General features: G+C 68.8%; 11 protein-coding genes. 10 read left to right on the forward strand and 1 reads right to left on the reverse strand.

Annotation, left to right across the window (positions count from 1 at the left end; translation table 11 throughout):
- Window positions 1–96: 96 nt before the first annotated feature.
- The gene (locus M2437_RS10065; protein WP_253387292.1) at window positions 97–891 is read right to left on the reverse strand and encodes an enoyl-CoA hydratase; all 795 of its coding nucleotides are present in this window, start codon (window positions 889–891) and stop codon (window positions 97–99) included.
- Between the two features lie 260 nt (window positions 892–1,151).
- Here M2437_RS10065 and M2437_RS10070 point away from each other — a divergent pair, with 260 nt between their 5' ends.
- The 10 genes from M2437_RS10070 to M2437_RS10115 all read left to right on the forward strand — a co-directional run bounded on the left by M2437_RS10070 (window position 1,152) and on the right by M2437_RS10115 (window position 16,374).
- Entirely contained in the window at window positions 1,152–1,763 is a 612-nt protein-coding gene (locus M2437_RS10070; protein WP_253387293.1) for a nitroreductase family protein, read from the forward strand.
- 143 nt (window positions 1,764–1,906) lie between these two features.
- Complete coding sequence (locus M2437_RS10075; protein WP_373691182.1) at window positions 1,907–3,529, forward strand: AMP-binding protein; 1,623 nt, start codon at window positions 1,907–1,909, stop codon at window positions 3,527–3,529.
- 1,098 nt (window positions 3,530–4,627) lie between these two features.
- Window positions 4,628–6,034: an adenosylhomocysteinase gene (gene ahcY / locus M2437_RS10080; RefSeq protein ID WP_003606448.1), complete on the forward strand. Its 1,407-nt coding sequence runs from the start codon at window positions 4,628–4,630 to the stop codon at window positions 6,032–6,034.
- A gap of 489 nt (window positions 6,035–6,523) precedes the next feature.
- A complete protein-coding gene (locus M2437_RS10085; protein WP_056117435.1) occupies window positions 6,524–9,052 on the forward strand; it encodes a sensor histidine kinase in 2,529 nt (842 codons plus the stop codon).
- Window positions 9,053–9,310: 258 nt separating this feature from the next.
- Window positions 9,311–10,939, forward strand: coding sequence for a tRNA (adenosine(37)-N6)-threonylcarbamoyltransferase complex ATPase subunit type 1 TsaE (gene tsaE / locus M2437_RS10090; protein WP_253387295.1), 1,629 nt, complete (start codon window positions 9,311–9,313; stop codon window positions 10,937–10,939).
- A 33-nt stretch (window positions 10,940–10,972) separates the two neighbouring features.
- Entirely contained in the window at window positions 10,973–11,719 is a 747-nt protein-coding gene (locus M2437_RS10095; protein ID WP_003606024.1) for a nucleotidyltransferase family protein, read from the forward strand.
- A gap of 61 nt (window positions 11,720–11,780) precedes the next feature.
- The gene (locus M2437_RS10100) at window positions 11,781–12,230 is read left to right on the forward strand and encodes a tellurite resistance TerB family protein (protein WP_003606025.1); all 450 of its coding nucleotides are present in this window, start codon (window positions 11,781–11,783) and stop codon (window positions 12,228–12,230) included.
- A 202-nt stretch (window positions 12,231–12,432) separates the two neighbouring features.
- Window positions 12,433–14,550, forward strand: coding sequence for an ATP-binding protein (locus M2437_RS10105; protein WP_253387296.1), 2,118 nt, complete (start codon window positions 12,433–12,435; stop codon window positions 14,548–14,550).
- 163 nt (window positions 14,551–14,713) lie between these two features.
- Complete coding sequence (locus M2437_RS10110; protein ID WP_003606352.1) at window positions 14,714–14,917, forward strand: DUF3311 domain-containing protein; 204 nt, start codon at window positions 14,714–14,716, stop codon at window positions 14,915–14,917.
- Window positions 14,914–16,374 carry a sodium:solute symporter family protein gene (locus M2437_RS10115; protein ID WP_056461109.1) on the forward strand — a complete coding sequence of 487 codons (1,461 nt, stop codon included), beginning with the start codon at window positions 14,914–14,916 and terminating at the stop codon, window positions 16,372–16,374. The genes M2437_RS10110 and M2437_RS10115 overlap by 4 nt, the downstream gene beginning before the upstream one ends.
- Window positions 16,375–16,393 lie beyond the last annotated feature (19 nt).

Here is a 16,393-nt window from a genome sequence, read left to right on the forward strand (position 1 = left end):
GGGTCACGTGACGGCTTCAGGGCGGCGGGGAGGCAATGCGCGGAGCGCGGATCGGTTCGCCCCTCACTGCGCCTTGCCGAGGTCCTTCCCGTAATTCTACCCGTGACTCTTGCGGTCGAGGAAAGCCTCGATGCCGTCTTCCGCCGCTCGCGCCAGCATGTTCTCCGTCATCACCCGGCCGGCATGGGCGTAGGCTTGCGTCAGCGGCATTTCCAGTTGCTCGTAGAAGGCCCGCTTGCCGACCCGCACCGTGTCAGGGCTGCGCGCGGCGATCCCTGCGGCGAGCGCCTGCGCGGCGGCCAGAGCGCCGCCCGCCTCCACCACGTCGTTGACAAGGCCGAGGCGCCGGGCCTCCGCCGCATCCGCCATGTCGGCGGTCAGCAGCATCCGCATCGCCGCCTTGCGCGAGAGGTTGCGCGAGAGCGCCACCATCGGCGTCGAGCAGAACAGGCCGATCTGCACGCCCGGCGTGGCGAAGCGCGCTTGCGCCCCCGCCATGGCCAGATCGCAGGAGGCGACGAGCTGGCAACCGGCCGCGGTCGCGACGCCCTCCACCGCCGCGGTCACCGGCTGGGGCAGGGCAGGAATCGCCATCATCACGTCTGAGCACAGCGCGAACAGCGTCTCGAACCGTTTCGCGCCACGGTCCGGGTCGCTGCGGTAACCAGTCATCTCCTTGAGGTCGTGGCCGGCGCAGAAGGCGGGGCCCTCCGCCGCCAGCACCACGGCCCGCACCGTGTCGTCCCCCGCAAGGTCGGCGAAGGTCGCGCGCAGCGCTTCGAGCAGGGCAAAGGAAAGCGCGTTGCGGGCGCCCGGCCGGTTGAGCGTCAGGGTGGCGACGCCGTCGCGGTCCTCGCGCAGCAGGAGAGGGTTCGTGCCGGCTTCGCCCATGAGCATCCTCGTCGCGCCGATGTCGTTCACGGCCGATGTGGTCCACCTTGTTTTCGCGCGCCATGACAAGCGCGGCAATGCCGCCCCCGAGAGCCGTATCCGACCCCATTGCATCAAGCCGGCGTCTCTCGGTCGTTGTTGTGAGGCGCATTCTTTCGACGAACCGGTTCCCACTTCGTCGGAATGCGCTCTAGCCCGCTCTTGTGCGGTGCCATACCGTGCGCCGCACCAAAGCCCTGCCAGCCTGGAGACCGCCCCCGGTGACCGACGAGACCACCCGCCCCGCCACCCGCGAGCCCGACCACGCCATCGAGCCGATCTTCGCCGAGCGCTGGTCGCCGCGCGTCTTCACCGGGGAGGCGGTGCCGGAGGCCGAGTTGCTGCGGATGTTCGAGGCGGCACGCTGGTCGCCCTCATCCTACAATTCGCAGCCCTGGCGCTTCCTCTACGCGCTGCGTGGCACCCCCGAATGGCAGACGTTCTTCGACCTCCTCGTGCCCGGCAACCAGAAATGGGCCGAGGGCACCGGCGCCCTCGTCTTCCTCGTCTCCAGCGAGCGGATGAAGGTCGGCGACGAACTCAAGCCGTCCGCCAGCCACTCGCTCGATGCGGGCGCCGCCTCGCTCGCCTTCGCGCTCCAGGCCAACCGTCAGGGCTGGCACGTCCACGGCATGGGCGGCTTCGACCGGGAGCGGGCGCCCGCCGCGCTGAACGTCCCCGAGCATCACCGGGTCGAGGCGGCCTACGGGATCGGACGCGCCACGCCCTGGGCGGAGCTGAGCGAGGAGCAGAGGGCCAAGGAGCGCCCGAACGGCCGCCGCCCGATCACCGATTTCGCCTTCCGCGGCGGCTTCCCGCAGCGCCAGGACTGAGCGCGCGCGACCGCGTGCAGAACGCGGATTGTCCCGGCTTGCACGGGGACCGATGAGAGACACCCGGACGCGCTCGGATGCAGCGCGCCCGGGAGGAAGAGGCGGCACCGGCCGAGCGCCGCCGCAAGTTCGAGGAAACTGCCGTGCCGGAGCGGGCCGATCGCTACGCGTCGCTCGTCAGGGATTTCCGCTGGGAGATCCCGGAGCGCTACAACATCGCGGCCGATGTCTGCGACCGCTGGGCGCTGAGCGAGCCCGACCGCACCGCGCTCCTCGTGCTCGGCCCCGACGACCGGCCCGAGCCGGTGAGCTACGGCCGCCTGCGCTCCGATTCGCTGCGGCTCGCGGCGGCGCTGGCCGCGCGCGGCGTCGGGCCGGGCGACCGGGTGGCGGTGCTGCTGCCGCAATCGGTGGCGGTGGTGGTGACCCATTTTGCCGCCTACCGGCTCGGGGCGATCGCACTTCCGCTCGCCGGCTTGTTCAGTGAGGCGGCCCTGCGCCATCGCCTCGCCGATTCCGGCGCCTGCGCCGTCGTCACCGACGCGCCCGGGCTGGCCAAGCTGGGGCGGCTGCGCGCCGACCTGCCGGATCTCGTCACGATCCTCTCGGTCGATGGGGCAGGAGAGGCCGCGGAGGATTTCTTCGCGGCTCTGGAGAACGCCCCGGACGGGTTCGCAACGCGGGCGACCGGGCCGGACGATCCGGCCCTGATGATCTACACCTCCGGCACGACCGGCCTGGCCAAGGGGGCGCTGCACGGCCACCGGGTCCTGCTCGGCCACCTGCCGGGCTGGAGCGTGATGCACGGCTTCCCGCCCGAGGGAACCGGGCTGATGTGGACGCCCTCCGACTGGGCCTGGGCCGGGGGCCTGCTCAACGTGCTGGTGCCGTCCCTCCGGCTCGGCATGCCGGTGGTCGCGAAGGCCTCGGGCCGGTTCGAGCCGGAGGCGGCGTTCCGGCTGATGGCGGATCTCGGCGTCACCCACGCCTTCCTGCCGCCGACGGCTTTGCGCATGCTGCGCGGGGTGGCCGATCCGCGCCAAAGATTCGACCTCTCGGCCCTGCGCAACATCGCCTCCGCCGGCGAGGCGCTCGGGGCCGAAACCTTCGATTGGGCGCGGGACGCCCTCGGCCTCACCATCGGCGAGGCCTATGGCCAGACCGAGTGCAACCTCGTTCTCGCCTCCAGCGCTCGGATCGGCGTGGCGCGGGCCGGCGCGACGGGCAAGCCGGTGCCCGGCCACCGCGTCGCGGTCCTGCGCGAGGACGGGACCGAGGCGGACGCGGACGAGACCGGCGAGATCGCCGTGCGCGCCCCCGATCCGGTGCTGTTCCTCGGCTACTGGCGCCAGCCCGAGGCGACCGCCAAGAAATTTCGCGACGGCTGGTGGATGACTGGCGACCAGGCGCGGCGCGACGCCGACGGCTACATCTGCTTTGTCGGCCGCGAGGACGATCTCATCACCTCCGCCGCGTACCGAATCGGCCCGGCCGAGATCGAAGCCTGCCTCTGCGCCCATCCGGCGGTGGCCCTCGCCGCTGCGGTCGGCGTGCCCGATCCGCTGCGCACCGAGACCGTGAAGGCCTTCGTCACCCTGCGCGCGGGCTTCTCGCCCTCCGACGCGCTGGCCGCCGAAATCCTCGCCTTCGCCAAGGCCCGGCTCTCCGCCCACGAGGTGCCGCGCGCGCTCGCGTTTCGCGACACCCTGCCAATGACGACCAGCGGCAAGATCATCCGGCGGCAGTTGCGGGACGAGCCGGCCTAAATTCGAGTTCGGTCAACTTGAAGCATACTAAGACATACCGGGATGCACCTTAGAGCCCTGGCCGTCTTAGGCAGGATTATCAATCAATCTTCAACCGGTAGTTTACGAAATTTCCCTACGGCTTATTTAGGTAGCAATTTAGCACACCGCCAACGAACTCAGGCAGGGACACGCGAGCCTCATGATTAATTGCAGACGAAAAATACTACTCAGTTTTACCTCAGATTTGAGTGCTCTTATTGCTATATTTTTGTTTATTTTAAGTAGATTTATCCCGGACGCATACTTTATTGCATCAAGCATAGCACTTCTTTTAATTCTTTTTAGCATCAGGTCGAAAGAACAGGCCGATAAAATTGGCGCCACAGAAGGCACTTCGCCGTCCAAAATCAGCAAATTTCGTAATGTACTGAAAAAATACAATGACCCACGAACTTCTGTAATTTTGCTAATCGTAGCATTGCCCGTATTTGACACAGTTCGCCGCGTGATCGCTCTCGAGATCGACGCTTTTGACAAATTCGCCATTATCACAATGACTATTTTTTTAGCATCTTATATTATAAAAATATGTATTAATATAGACGTTTTATTGAGAAATTAAAAGGCAAATCCTCGATATGAAACTAAAAGTGCGACAAAATTGCTTTTTTTACGAATCAAATATGCAGACAATCCAGCAAAATCATATCGCGAGAGCGCAACTGATCGACATCTGATTGTCTTTGAACGGCTCTTTCGGTCTGCCACGGCTTGAGTGAAGGCACTCAGGCAATCTGGCAGCACACTAAATATCGCGAGCGCGCAGGCATTTTCCCTGCCGGAACCAACCCTGTCCCAACGAGGAAGCTCCGGCTGGCAACAGACACTCATGCCCGATCCAGCTCGACGCGACCGGGTTTCAGCGCGAGCGCCGCAAAGGCCGCGCTGGCACCCGCGCTCTAGCCTGGAATTAAACGCATAAAGACATCTTTATGTCTTGATTGCTCCCTAGCGAGAGCCCTGCTACAGGGATGGCCGACCCGGCCGGGTGAACCGGCCGATGCGCCGGAACGATTGGCCGTTTCGCGCCGGCCACGACTGAAAAGGGATACCGAGATGGCAGTTGCCAACGATTACATCGTCAAGGACATCGGGCTGGCCGATTACGGCCGCAAGGAAATCTCGATCGCCGAGACCGAGATGCCCGGCCTGATGTCGACCCGCGCCGAGTACGGTGCGTCGCAGCCGCTCAAGGGCGCCAAGATCGCCGGCTCGCTGCACATGACGATCCAGACGGCGGTGCTGATCGAGACCCTGAAGGCGCTCGGCGCCGACATCCGCTGGGTGTCGTGCAACATCTACTCGACCCAGGACCACGCCGCCGCCGCGATCGCCGCCGCCGGCATCCCGGTCTTCGCCGTGAAGGGCGAGACCCTGACCGAGTACTGGGACTACACCTCGAAGCTGTTCGACTGGCATGACGGCGGAATGCCGAACATGATCCTCGACGACGGCGGCGACGCCACCATGTTCGTCCACCTCGGCCTGCGCGCCGAGAACGGCGACACCGCCTTCCTCGACAAGCCGGAATCCGAGGAGGAGGAGGTCTTCTTCGCGCTCCTGAAGAAGAAGCTCGCCGAGAAGCCGAAGGGCTGGTTCGCCGGTCTGGCCGACTCGATCAAGGGCGTCTCCGAGGAGACCACCACGGGCGTGCACCGCCTCTACAACCTCGCCAAGGAGGGCAAGCTGCTCTTCCCGGCGATCAACGTGAACGACTCGGTCACCAAGTCGAAGTTCGACAACCTCTACGGCTGCAAGGAGTCGTTGGTCGACGGCATCCGCCGCGGCACCGACGTCATGATGGCCGGCAAGGTCGCGATGGTCGCGGGCTTCGGCGACGTGGGCAAGGGCTCGGCCGCGTCGCTCCGCAACGCCGGCTGCCGCGTGCTCGTCTCCGAGATCGATCCGATCTGCGCCCTGCAGGCGGCGATGGAAGGCTACGAGGTCGTCACGATGGAAGACGCGGCGCCCCGCGCCGACATCTTCGTGACCGCCACGGGCAACAAGGACATCATCACGATCGAGCACATGCGGGCCATGAAGGACCGTGCGATCGTCTGCAACATCGGCCACTTCGACAACGAGATTCAGGTCGCCGGCCTGAAGAACCTCAAGTGGCAGAACATCAAGCCGCAGGTCGACGAGATCGAGTTCGCCGACGGCCACCGCATCATCCTCCTCTCGGAGGGCCGCCTGGTGAACCTCGGCAACGCGACGGGCCACCCGTCCTTCGTGATGTCGGCCTCCTTCACCAACCAGACGCTCGCCCAGATCGAGCTCTGGACCAACCCCGGCAAGTACGAGCGTCAGGTCTACACCCTGCCCAAGGCCCTCGATGAGAAGGTCGCGGCGCTCCACCTCGAGAAGATCGGCGTGAAGCTCTCCAAGCTCCGCCCCGATCAGGCCGCCTATATCGGCGTGTCGCAGACGGGCCCGTTCAAGCCCGAGCATTACCGCTACTAATCGGCCTTCGGACCTTCGGCTTCCGCGCAGGACGTCGGAGGCCCGGTGCCGCTCAGGTCAAGATTCGCGAGGAAGCCCGGCCCATGGCCGGGCTTCTTTGCGTTTGAGCGACATCCGCCACTGGGGCGGCGGGCGACAGGTGTCGCCGCGAACCTGTTTTGGCGGTCGCCGCGGCCGCGCGAAGTCAGATTCCGGCCGTGGCCCGGCGCCCTGAAAGTCTTCGAAATTCGTCAAGTCCCGATTTCGGTGGTGTGGCTTTTGGGTGCTGTGTGGCGGCGGAATGCAGGGCCGAAGGGTTCCGGGCCATAATGGCGCTTCCAGGCGGAATCGACCCCGCGTTACAGTGGCGCGAATCTTCGGAAGCAGGTGCCCGCGCGGCGGCGGCAAGCCGGTCGCGGCAGCGGGTGTTTGCCCGGTGCGGTCCGGGAGCTTTCCAGGCGTGGGCCCGACGGCCTGCGGAGTGTGCCGGGTTTGGGGTGGGGGCGGGACATGGGTCTGGAACGGGCGGCGCGCGCCCTGTCGCGCGTCGGCGTCCTCGTCGTCGCGGCACCGGTCGCGGCACTCGCCGAGGGCGCTCCGTCCATCGAAGCGAGGCCGATGCTGGGAGCGATGCAGACGCACAACGTTGCCGGCCTCGCCGTCGTCCTTGGCCTGATCCTGTTCGCGACCATCCTGTCGCTGGTCTACCTGCGCGAGCGCGTCGGCTGGACGCGCAAGGAGCGTGCGCTTCAAGACGAACTCGCCCATCTGCGCGGCGCACACGACCGGGCGGAGATGCTGCTCCACTCCGAACGTCAGGTTCTTGTCGCCTGGGCCGGGCGCGGCGAGCCGTCGATCGTCGGCGATGCGGGCTTTGCCCAGGATCTTCGCAATCAGGATCTCCGCGGCCAGGATTCGCGCGGGCTTCAGGGCGGCTCCCGGCATCTGCTCGCCTTCGGCACGTGGCTCGCGCCGCAGGACGCGCAGCTGCTCGACTCCGCCGTCGCGACGCTGCGCGAGCGCGGCACCGGCTTCCGGATGAACCTGCGCAGTCTCGCCGGGCGCTACATCGAGGCACAGGGCCAGGCGGTCGGCGGGCGGGCGCTGCTGCGCCTGCGCGAGACCACCGACGAGCGCCGCGAGCTGATCGAGCTGCGTCACACGCTGGAGGAGGCCAAGCGCGGCCTGTCCGCGCTGGCGGGCCTGCTCGACGCGCTGCCGCAGCCGATCTGGCACCGGAGCCCGGACGGGGCGCTCGCCTTCGTCAACGCGGCCTACGCTGCCGCCGTGGAGGCCCCGAGCCGCGAGGCCGCCCTCAGCCACGGGCTCGAACTGCTCGACCGGAGCGCCCGCGAACAGATCGTCCGGCAGGCGCGCCGGCCGGGCCTCCCCGCCCAGGCCCTGCGCCTCTCGGCGGTGGTGGCGGGTGCGCGCCGGACCCTCGATGTCAGCGAGAGCACGCTGGAAGCCGGCCGGGTCGGCATCGCCGTCGATGTCTCGGAGCTGGAGAGCGTGCGGGCAGACCTGCAGCGCCAAATGGATGCCAACGTCCGCACCCTCGACCAATTGCCGACCGCGGTGGCGATGTTCGACGCGCGCCAGCGCCTGATCTTCCACAACGCCGCCTACCAGCGCCTGTGGGATCTCGACCCGGCCTTCCTCGAAGGCCGCCCGCTCGACGGCGAGATCCTCGACCGCCTGCGCGCCGCGCGCAAGCTGCCCGAGCAGGCCGATTTCCGTTCGTGGAAGACCGATGTCCTGGCCGCCTACCGCGCGGTCGAGCCCACCGACACGCCCTGGTACCTGCCCGACGGGCGGACGCTGCGCGTCGTCGCCGACCCCAACCCGCAGGGCGGCCTGACCTATCTCTACCACGACGTCTCGGAGAGCATGAAGCTCGCATCGCGCTACGACGCGCTGATGAAGGAGCAGGCCGAGACCCTGGAAGCCCTCAAGGAGCCGGTGGCGGTGTTCGGCGCCGACGGGCGCCTCACGGTGGCCAACCGGGCCTTCGCCGCGACCTGGCGCCTCGACCCGGCGACGCTGGCGGGCAAGCCGCATGTCGATGCGGTGATCGCCGCCTGCCGGGCGCTGACCCCGGACCAGAGCCCCTGGGCCGGCATCCGCCAGTCGGTCACCGGCCTGTCCGAGACCCGCAGCGGCCATGGCTGCCGCCTCGACATCAACGACGGCACGGTGCTCGATTGCTCCTCGCAGCCGCTGCCGCTCGGCGCGACGCTGCTGACCTTCATCGACGTCACCGCGAGCGCCAACGTGGAGCGGGCGCTGACCGAGAAGAACGACGCGCTGGAGCGCGCCTCGCAATTGCGCGACACCTTCGTCCACCACGTCTCCTACGAGCTGCGCTCGCCGCTGACCAACATCATCGGCTTCACTCAGCTTCTCGGCGACGAGACCGTCGGCGCCCTGAACGAGCGCCAGCGCGAATATTCCGAGCACATCATGCGCTCGTCGGCCGCGCTGCTCGTCATCATCAACGACATCCTCGACCTCGCCTCGATCGATGCCGGCTCGCTCGAACTCCAGCGCGAGACGATCGACGTGCGCGCCACCGTGGAAGCCGCGGTCCGCGGCATCGAGGACCGGCTGGCGGAATCCGATATCGGCCTCGACCTCGACGTGCCGGAGGGTGTCGGCAGCGTGTTCGCCGACGGCAAGCGGGTGCGTCAGATCCTGTTCAACCTGCTCTCCAACGCGGTCGGCTTCTCCGCGCCCGGCCAGCAGGTCCGCGTCGAGGCGCGGCGCGAGGGGCGCGAACTGCGGCTGACGGTGACCGATCGCGGCCGCGGCATCGCGCCCGAGGTCATCGACCGGGTGTTCGACCGGTTCGAGAGCAACACCTTGGGCACCAAGCATCGCGGTGTCGGGCTGGGCCTCTCGATCGTGCGCTCCTTCGTCGAGCTGCACGGCGGACGGGTCGAGATCCACTCGGCACCCGGCACGGGTACCCGCGTCACCTGCCTGTTCCCGGTCGAGCCGCCGCCGGGCAATGGCGGGCTCGCCGAGGCCGCCGAGTAGGACCGGGCGCTCACGGGATCGGGATCAGGTTGGCCGCCGCCGAGGGGGCAGGGCTCACCGGAGCCGGCGAAAATGGTTAAACATCTCCTGCTAGAGCGCCTTCCCACGACGTGACCACCGGTTCGTCGAAAGAAGGCGCGTCGAAACAAGGGGCTAGAGACGCCGGCCTGATGCAATCCGGTCGGATACGGCTCTAGAAGGGCGGAGGCTTCACCCTGATCGGGGTGGCCGTTCGCGGTGTTGCGGAGGATTGGGGCGGTGAGCGAGGATCCGGACGGCATGGCGGGAAGCCCGCAGCCCGGCCCGTCGCAGGGCGAGGTCCAAACACCAGCGGCGCCGCGTCGCGCGGCCTGGGAGGTGTTGCTGCCCGAGGAGGGCGCAACCGAGGACATGGCCGCCTTCCTCGCCGGCATCCTCCGGCCCGGCGACCTCGTCGCCCTGTCCGGCGGGCTCGGCGCGGGCAAGACCACGCTCGCCCGCGCGATGATCCGCGAGTTGGCCGGCGATCCGCGGCTCGAAGTGCCGAGCCCGACCTTCACCCTGATCCAGCCCTACGAGACCCGCTCCGGCGGCGCGGTGATCCACGCCGACCTCTACCGCCTGCGCGGCCCGGACGAGTTGGTGGAACTCGGCTTCGACGAACTCTCCGAGACCGCGATCACCCTGGTCGAGTGGCCCGAGCGCCTGGGCGCGCGCGACAACCCGACGCTGACCGTCGAGCTGTCCCTGCGGGCCGAGTTCGGCGAGGAGGCCCGCCTCGTGCGGATCGACGGCACGCCCGAGATGCGCGAGCGGGTGGCACGCGCCCGCGCCGTCCGGGCTCTGCTCGCCCGCAGCGGATGGGACGAGGCCGACCGGGTGCTGATGCAGGGCGATGCCTCGTCGCGCGCCTACGAGCGGCTGGTGAAGCCGAGTGGTGAGACCGCCGTGCTGATGATCTCGCCGCCCCGCCCAGACGGGCCGCCGGTGAAGGACGGGAAGCCCTACAGCGCCGTGGTCAAACTCGCCGAGAGCGTCCACGCCTTCGTCGGCATGGACCGGGCGCTGCGCGCGATCGGCTTCTCCGCGCCGAAGATCCTGGGCGAGAACCTCGAGGCCGGCCTGCTGATTCTGGAGGATCTCGGCGCCGAACCGGTGACCGAGAACGGCACGCCGCGCCCCGAGCGCTACGCGGAAGCCGTCCGGCTGCTGGCCAAGCTCCACGCCACCGATCTGCCCAGCGCCGTGCCGGTGAGCGAGGGGATCGACCACGTCATCCCGCCCTACGACCTCGAAGCCCTGCTGTTCGAAGCGGAGCTGCTGCCCGAGTGGTACGCCCCCGCGATCCGCGGCACGACTCTGTCACCGGAGGCGCGCAGCACCTTCCGCGAGCTGTGGACCGATGCGCTGAAAGACCTGATCGCCGAGCCGGCCACCTGGACCCTGCGCGACTACCACTCGCCCAACCTGATCTGGCTCCCCGAGCGGACCGGGTTGGAGCGGGTCGGGGTCATCGACTTCCAGGACGCGGTGATGGGTCATCCGGCCTACGACGTCGCCTCGCTGCTCCAGGACGCGCGGGTCGATGCCAGCGCCGATTTCGAGTTGCGCCTGCTCGGCCTCTACATCCGGGAGCGCCGCGGCCGGGATATCGGCTTCGACATGCAAGCCTTCGCCCGCGCCTACGCGGTGCTGGCGGCCCAGCGCGCCACCAAGATCCTCGGCATCTTCGCCCGGCTCGACAAGCGCGACGGCAAGCCGGGCTACCTCGCCCATCTGCCGCGGATCGAGGGCTATCTCGCGCGCAACCTCGCCCACCCGGCGCTGGCCTCGGTGCGGGCGTGGCACGAGACTCACCTGCCGAGCCTCGTCGCCCCGCGGCCGGACGCCGATCCCGCCGCGTCCTGAACGCTTCTTTTCAAACGGACCGGCCGAGGCGGCATGAGCGCTGAACCCACCCCCAAAAACGTCACCCGCGCCTTCGTGCTCGCGGCGGGCCTGGGCAAGCGCATGCGCCCGATTACCGCGACGGTGCCCAAGCCCCTCGTCGAGGTCGCCGGCAAGGCGCTGATCGACCACGCCCTGGACCGGGCGGCGGCGGGCGGCATCGAGACGGCGGTGGTCAACGTCCACTGGCTCGCCGACCTGATGGAGGGCCATCTCTCCCACCGCACCGGCGCGCCGGCCATCGTCGTTTCCGACGAGCGGGACGCGCTGTTGGAGACCGGCGGCGGCGTGAAGAAGGCGCTCGACCACTTCAACGGTGAGCCCTTCGTGGTGTTCAACTCGGATTCGTTCTGGCTGGAGGGGCCGCGGCCCAATCTCGGCCGGCTGATCGAAGCCTGGGATCCCGACACGACGGACATCCTGCTCCTCGTCGCCCCGACCGCGACGAGCCTCGGCTACGATGGGGCGGGCGACTTCTACATGGACTCCGACGGCCGGCTGAGCTGGCGCGGCGAGCGCGAGGTCGCGCCCTTCATCTATGCCGGCGTGGCGATCCTGAAGCCGGAGCTGTTCGCCGACACGCCGGAGGGGTCGTTCTCCCTGACCCTGCTGTTCGACCGGGCGATCAAACGCAACCGGCTCCAGGGCCTGCGCCTCGACGGACAGTGGCTGCATGTCGGCACGCCGGAGGCGATCGAGGCCGCCGAGGCGCGGGTGCGGGACAGCGCGCGGATCGTTTGACCGGCATCCCCGTTGTCGGGGCTCTGAGACAGGGTTTATCGGGCAGGGTTTCGTTCACGCCATGGGCCTTCTTCACGACGCGGTCGAGCGCTTCCGCACCACCCTCAAGGCCTATGCCGGCGACGAGACGCTGATGCAGGCGGCGGTCTCGGCCTGCGCCAACGTCGCGGTCGCCGACGGCGAGCTGATGACCGAGGAATTCGAGACGGCGCTCGCCGGCATCCGGGCGAACCCGATCATCGAGAAGGGCTACGACAGCCTGATGCTCGAACACGCGCTTTACGAGGGGCTCGGCCGCGCCCGCACCCGGGCCGGCCGCGCGGAGAACCTCGTGCGGATCGGCGCGATCGCCGAGCGACCGGAGGAGCAGCGCCGCAACGTCTTTCTCATCGCCGCCGATGTGGCCGACCACGAGGGCATCGGCCGCGAGGAGCACGCGGCCCTGGCCGAAGTCGGCGCCGCCCTCCGGCTCAACGGCGACGCGCTGCTGAGGCGTTTTCCGGAGGTGTGAGCCGGGTTCCGAGCATTCCCTCTCCCCGTACGCGGGGTGAGGGGGAATCCCTGCGGCACTGGATCGCCGAAAAATCACCGGTCCCGCTCATCCCCCCTTAAGCTTCTTTCTCAAGCGCCGCTTCACGCGCGGCTGGCACTGTCGCTCCCCTGACGAGCCGGCTTCCGGCCTCGGCCGGACTTGGGGGACCGACGTGGAACCGATGACCCTTGCGGTGAGCGTGATGGGCCTGAGCATCGCGGCCGCGATGCTGGCGCTGATCCTGGTGTCGCTCCGCCGCCGCGAGCCCGTCGTGCCGGAATCCGACATGACGGAGGCGCTCCAGGACCGGCTCTGGCAGATCGCCGAGAGCGAGGAGCGCTACCGGGTGCTGGTCGAGGCCACGACCGAGGCCGTGGTTCAACGGGACGGGCAGGGGCGGATCACCTTCGCCAGCGCGGGGTTTGCCGCGCTGCTCGGCATGAAGCCGCTGGACCTGATCGGCTCGACGCTGAGCCCGCAGGTGATCGAGCGCGGCGCGAGCGAGCAGCGCGCCGACGGCGTGCGGGTGGTCGAGGAGCGTCTGGTGCCGGTGGACGGCCTGCCGCGCTGGTTCTCCTTCATCGAGATGCCGGTCTCCGGCAGCGTTGACGGTCCGAACTGGCTGCGGGCCGGCCAGGACGTCACCGCGCGCGTCGAGGCGGCGCGTGTCCTCGACGAGGCGAAGAGCCGGGCGGAGGCGGCCAACGTCGCCAAATCCCGCTTCCTCGCCACCGTCAGCCACGAATTGCGCACGCCGCTGAACGGTATTCTCGGCATGGCCGACCTGCTGCTCGACACCCGGCTCGATCCCGAACAGCGCACCTATGTCGAGGCGTTCCGCACCAGCGGCAAGGCGTTGCTCGGCCTCGTGGACGGCATCCTCGATTTCTCCAGGATCGAGGCCGGCCGCCTCGATCTGGCCGCCGAGCCGTTCGACGTCGCCGGCCTGGTCGAGGGCGTGGTCGAGCTGCTGGCGCCGCGTGCGCAAGACAAGGGCCTGGAAATCGCCCTCGACATCGCCGACGACCTTGCCGCCCTGCGCGTGGGCGATGCCGACCGGGTGCGGCAGATCCTCCTGAATCTGGCCGGCAACGCCATCAAGTTCACGCAGACCGGCGGTGTCGGCGTCAGCCTCGCCCGGTCGGGGGAGGGGCAGGGGGAGGGGTTCGTCCTCACGGTCGAGGATACCGGGCCGGGCATCCCCGAGGAGCGCATCCCGATCCTGTTCGAAGAGTTCGAGCAGGGCGACGACAGCGCGAGCCACGAGGGCACCGGCCTCGGTCTGGCCATCACCCGCCGCCTCGTGGAGCGCATGAACGGCACGATCGAGGCGCGCTCGACGGTGGGACGTGGATCGACCTTCCGGGTCATGCTGCCGCTGCCGGCGGCGGAGGGCGCCATGAGCCCCGAGACACCGAGCTCCGAGACACCGAGCCTCGCGCCGCGAAAGGTGCTGATCGTGGCGGCCTCGCCGTATCAGGCGCCGTTCCTGGCCCGGCGGCTCAGCCGCTCCGGGGCGGCGGCGGTGGTCGTGAACAGCGCGGAAGCCGGCCTCGATGCGCTATCGGGCGTGGCCTTCGACGCGCTCATCGCCGACCGCAGCCTCGGCGACGCCGCCGTGCGGCGGCTCGCGGCCGAGGCCGCCCGGAGCGGCGTGCGCTGCAGCCTGATCCTGCTCTCGCCCTTCGACCGGCGGGAATTCGGCGCCCCGAACGCGGCCGGGTTCGACAGCTACCTGATCAAGCCGGTGCGCGCCCGCTCGCTGTTCGACCGCCTGCTGGAGCCGCGGCCCGCCCCGACCCGCAGCCCGGCCGACGCGACAGCCAAGACTGGCACGAGCCAACCCGGCCCGCGCCAGCCCGCTCCGGTCAAGACTACACCGGGCAAGACTGGATCAAACCAGACCGCCGCGCGGGGCCGCAGGGTGCTGCTGGCGGAGGACAACCCGATCAACGCGCTGCTCGCCACCAAGGCGCTGGAGCGGCTCGGCGCACAGGTGATCCACGCCCGCGACGGGCTCGAGGCTCTGGCGGCGGCGGAAGGGCAGGGGCCGTTCGACCTTGCGCTGATCGACATCCGCATGCCCGGCCTCGACGGCCTGGAGACCGCCCGCCGCATCCGCGCCCGCGAGGCCGAGACCGGCGCGACCTCGCTCCACCTCGTGGCGCTCACCGCCAATACCGGCCGCGAGGATGTCGACGCGGCCTCCGCGGCCGGCTTCGACGGCTTCCTGCCCAAGCCGCTAAACCTGCGCGCCCTGCCGGCTCTGCTGGACCGCCGCCAGGAGGAGGCCGCTTAAGCGGCGGTCTGCGGGCCGCTTAAGGGGGAAAGTCGGCGCCGACCCTCGCGGCAGCTCTCGCGCTGGTGCGAATTCTGCCTCATGCTCCCGAGGCCAAGGATGGGGAGCGCATGACCCGAGCGAGACGACATTTCCGCAAGCCATCACCGGGGAGGGCCCGGCGATGAAGCAGCTTCGATGGCTTGCGGCCTTGCCCGCCCTGGGGATGCTGGCCGGGCCGTTCTTCCTCAACCGGGTCGAGCCCATGGTGCTCGGCATGCCGCTGCTGCTGGCGTGGCTCGTCGGCTGCACCGTGGCAACTTCGGCGATCATGGGGCTGATCTACCTCACCGATCCCGCCAACCGGGAACCGGAGGAGGGGCCATGAACGCCGCCCTTGCGATCATCGCGCTCGCCGTCGTGGTGGCGCTCGGCCTGGGCCTGCGGGCGCGGTCGGGCCACGACATGGACATGGAGCAGTGGAGCGTGGGCAAGCGCGGCTTCGGCACGCTGCTCGTCTTCCTGCTGATGGCAGGCGAGATCTACACCACCTTCACCTTCCTCGGCGGCTCGGGCTGGGCCTACGGCAAGGGCGGGCCGACCTACTACATCCTGTGCTACCTGACGCTGATCTACGTCATCTCCTACTGGATCCTGCCGCCGGCCTGGCGCTTCGCCAAGGAGCGCAACCTATTCTCGCAGCCCGATTATTTCGCCGCGCGCTACGACAGCCGCAGCCTCGGCATCCTCGTGGCGCTGGTCGGGATCGTGGCGCTCGTCCCCTACATGGTGCTCCAGCTCAAGGGGCTCGGCATTATCGTCGCCACCGCCTCCTACGGCGCGATCTCGCAGACCCTGGCGATCTGGATCGGCGCGGCGGTGCTGACCGTCTACGTGATGGTCTCCGGCGTGCGCGGCTCGGCCTGGACCGCCGTGCTCAAGGATTTCATGATCCTGTTCGTGGTGATCTTCTTAGGCGTCTATCTGCCGTATCACTACTACGGCGGCATCGGCCCGATGTTCGAGGCCATCGATACGGCCAAGCCCGGCTTCCTGGCGCTGCCGGACCGGGGCCAGAGCGCGACGTGGTTCGCCTCGACCACGCTGCTCACGGCACTCGGCGGCTGGATGTTCCCGCACATCTTCGCCTCGATCTACACCGCGAGCGATGCGCGCACGTTCCGGCGCAACGCGGTGTTCCTGCCGCTCTACCAGCTCATGCTGCTGTTCGTGTTCTTCGCCGGGTTCGCGGCCGTGCTGCAGGTGCCGGGGCTGACCGGGCCGGACGTCGATCTCTCGCTGTTCAGGATCGCGCTCGAGACCTTCCCACCGTGGTTCGTCGGCGTCATCGGCGCCACCGGCGTGCTGACCGCCCTGGTGCCGGGCTCGATGATCCTGATCGCGGGTTCGACGCTCATCGCGCAGAACCTCTACCGGCCGCTGGCGCGCAACGCGACCGACGCCACCACCGGTAAGCTCGCCAAGGGGATCGCGCCGCTGCTGGCGATCGCCTGCGTCGGCTTCACCCTCTACGGCGGTGAGACCATCGTGCAGCTCCTGCTAATCGGCTACGCGGTCGTCACGCAGCTCTTCCCGGCCTTCTTCTTCAGCCTGTGGACCCACAACCCGCTCACGCGGGCGGGGGCGATGGCCGGCATCCTAGCGGGAGTGGCCGCGGTGGCGATCACGGTGGTCGGCGGCTACACGCTGGCCAAGCTCTTCCCCGGCCTGCCGGGGCCGGTGCAGGATCTCAACATCGGCGTGGTGGCACTCGCCCTCAACCTCGCCGTGGCCTTCGCCGTCAGCCTTGCGGGCAAGCGCACGCGGCAGACGGCTTTGTCCTAAACCCTGGGGGCGGGGAGGC

It is taken from the genome of Methylorubrum pseudosasae (genome assembly GCF_029504475.1).
In the GTDB taxonomy this organism is placed as follows: Bacteria; Pseudomonadota; Alphaproteobacteria; order Rhizobiales; family Beijerinckiaceae; genus Methylobacterium; species Methylobacterium extorquens.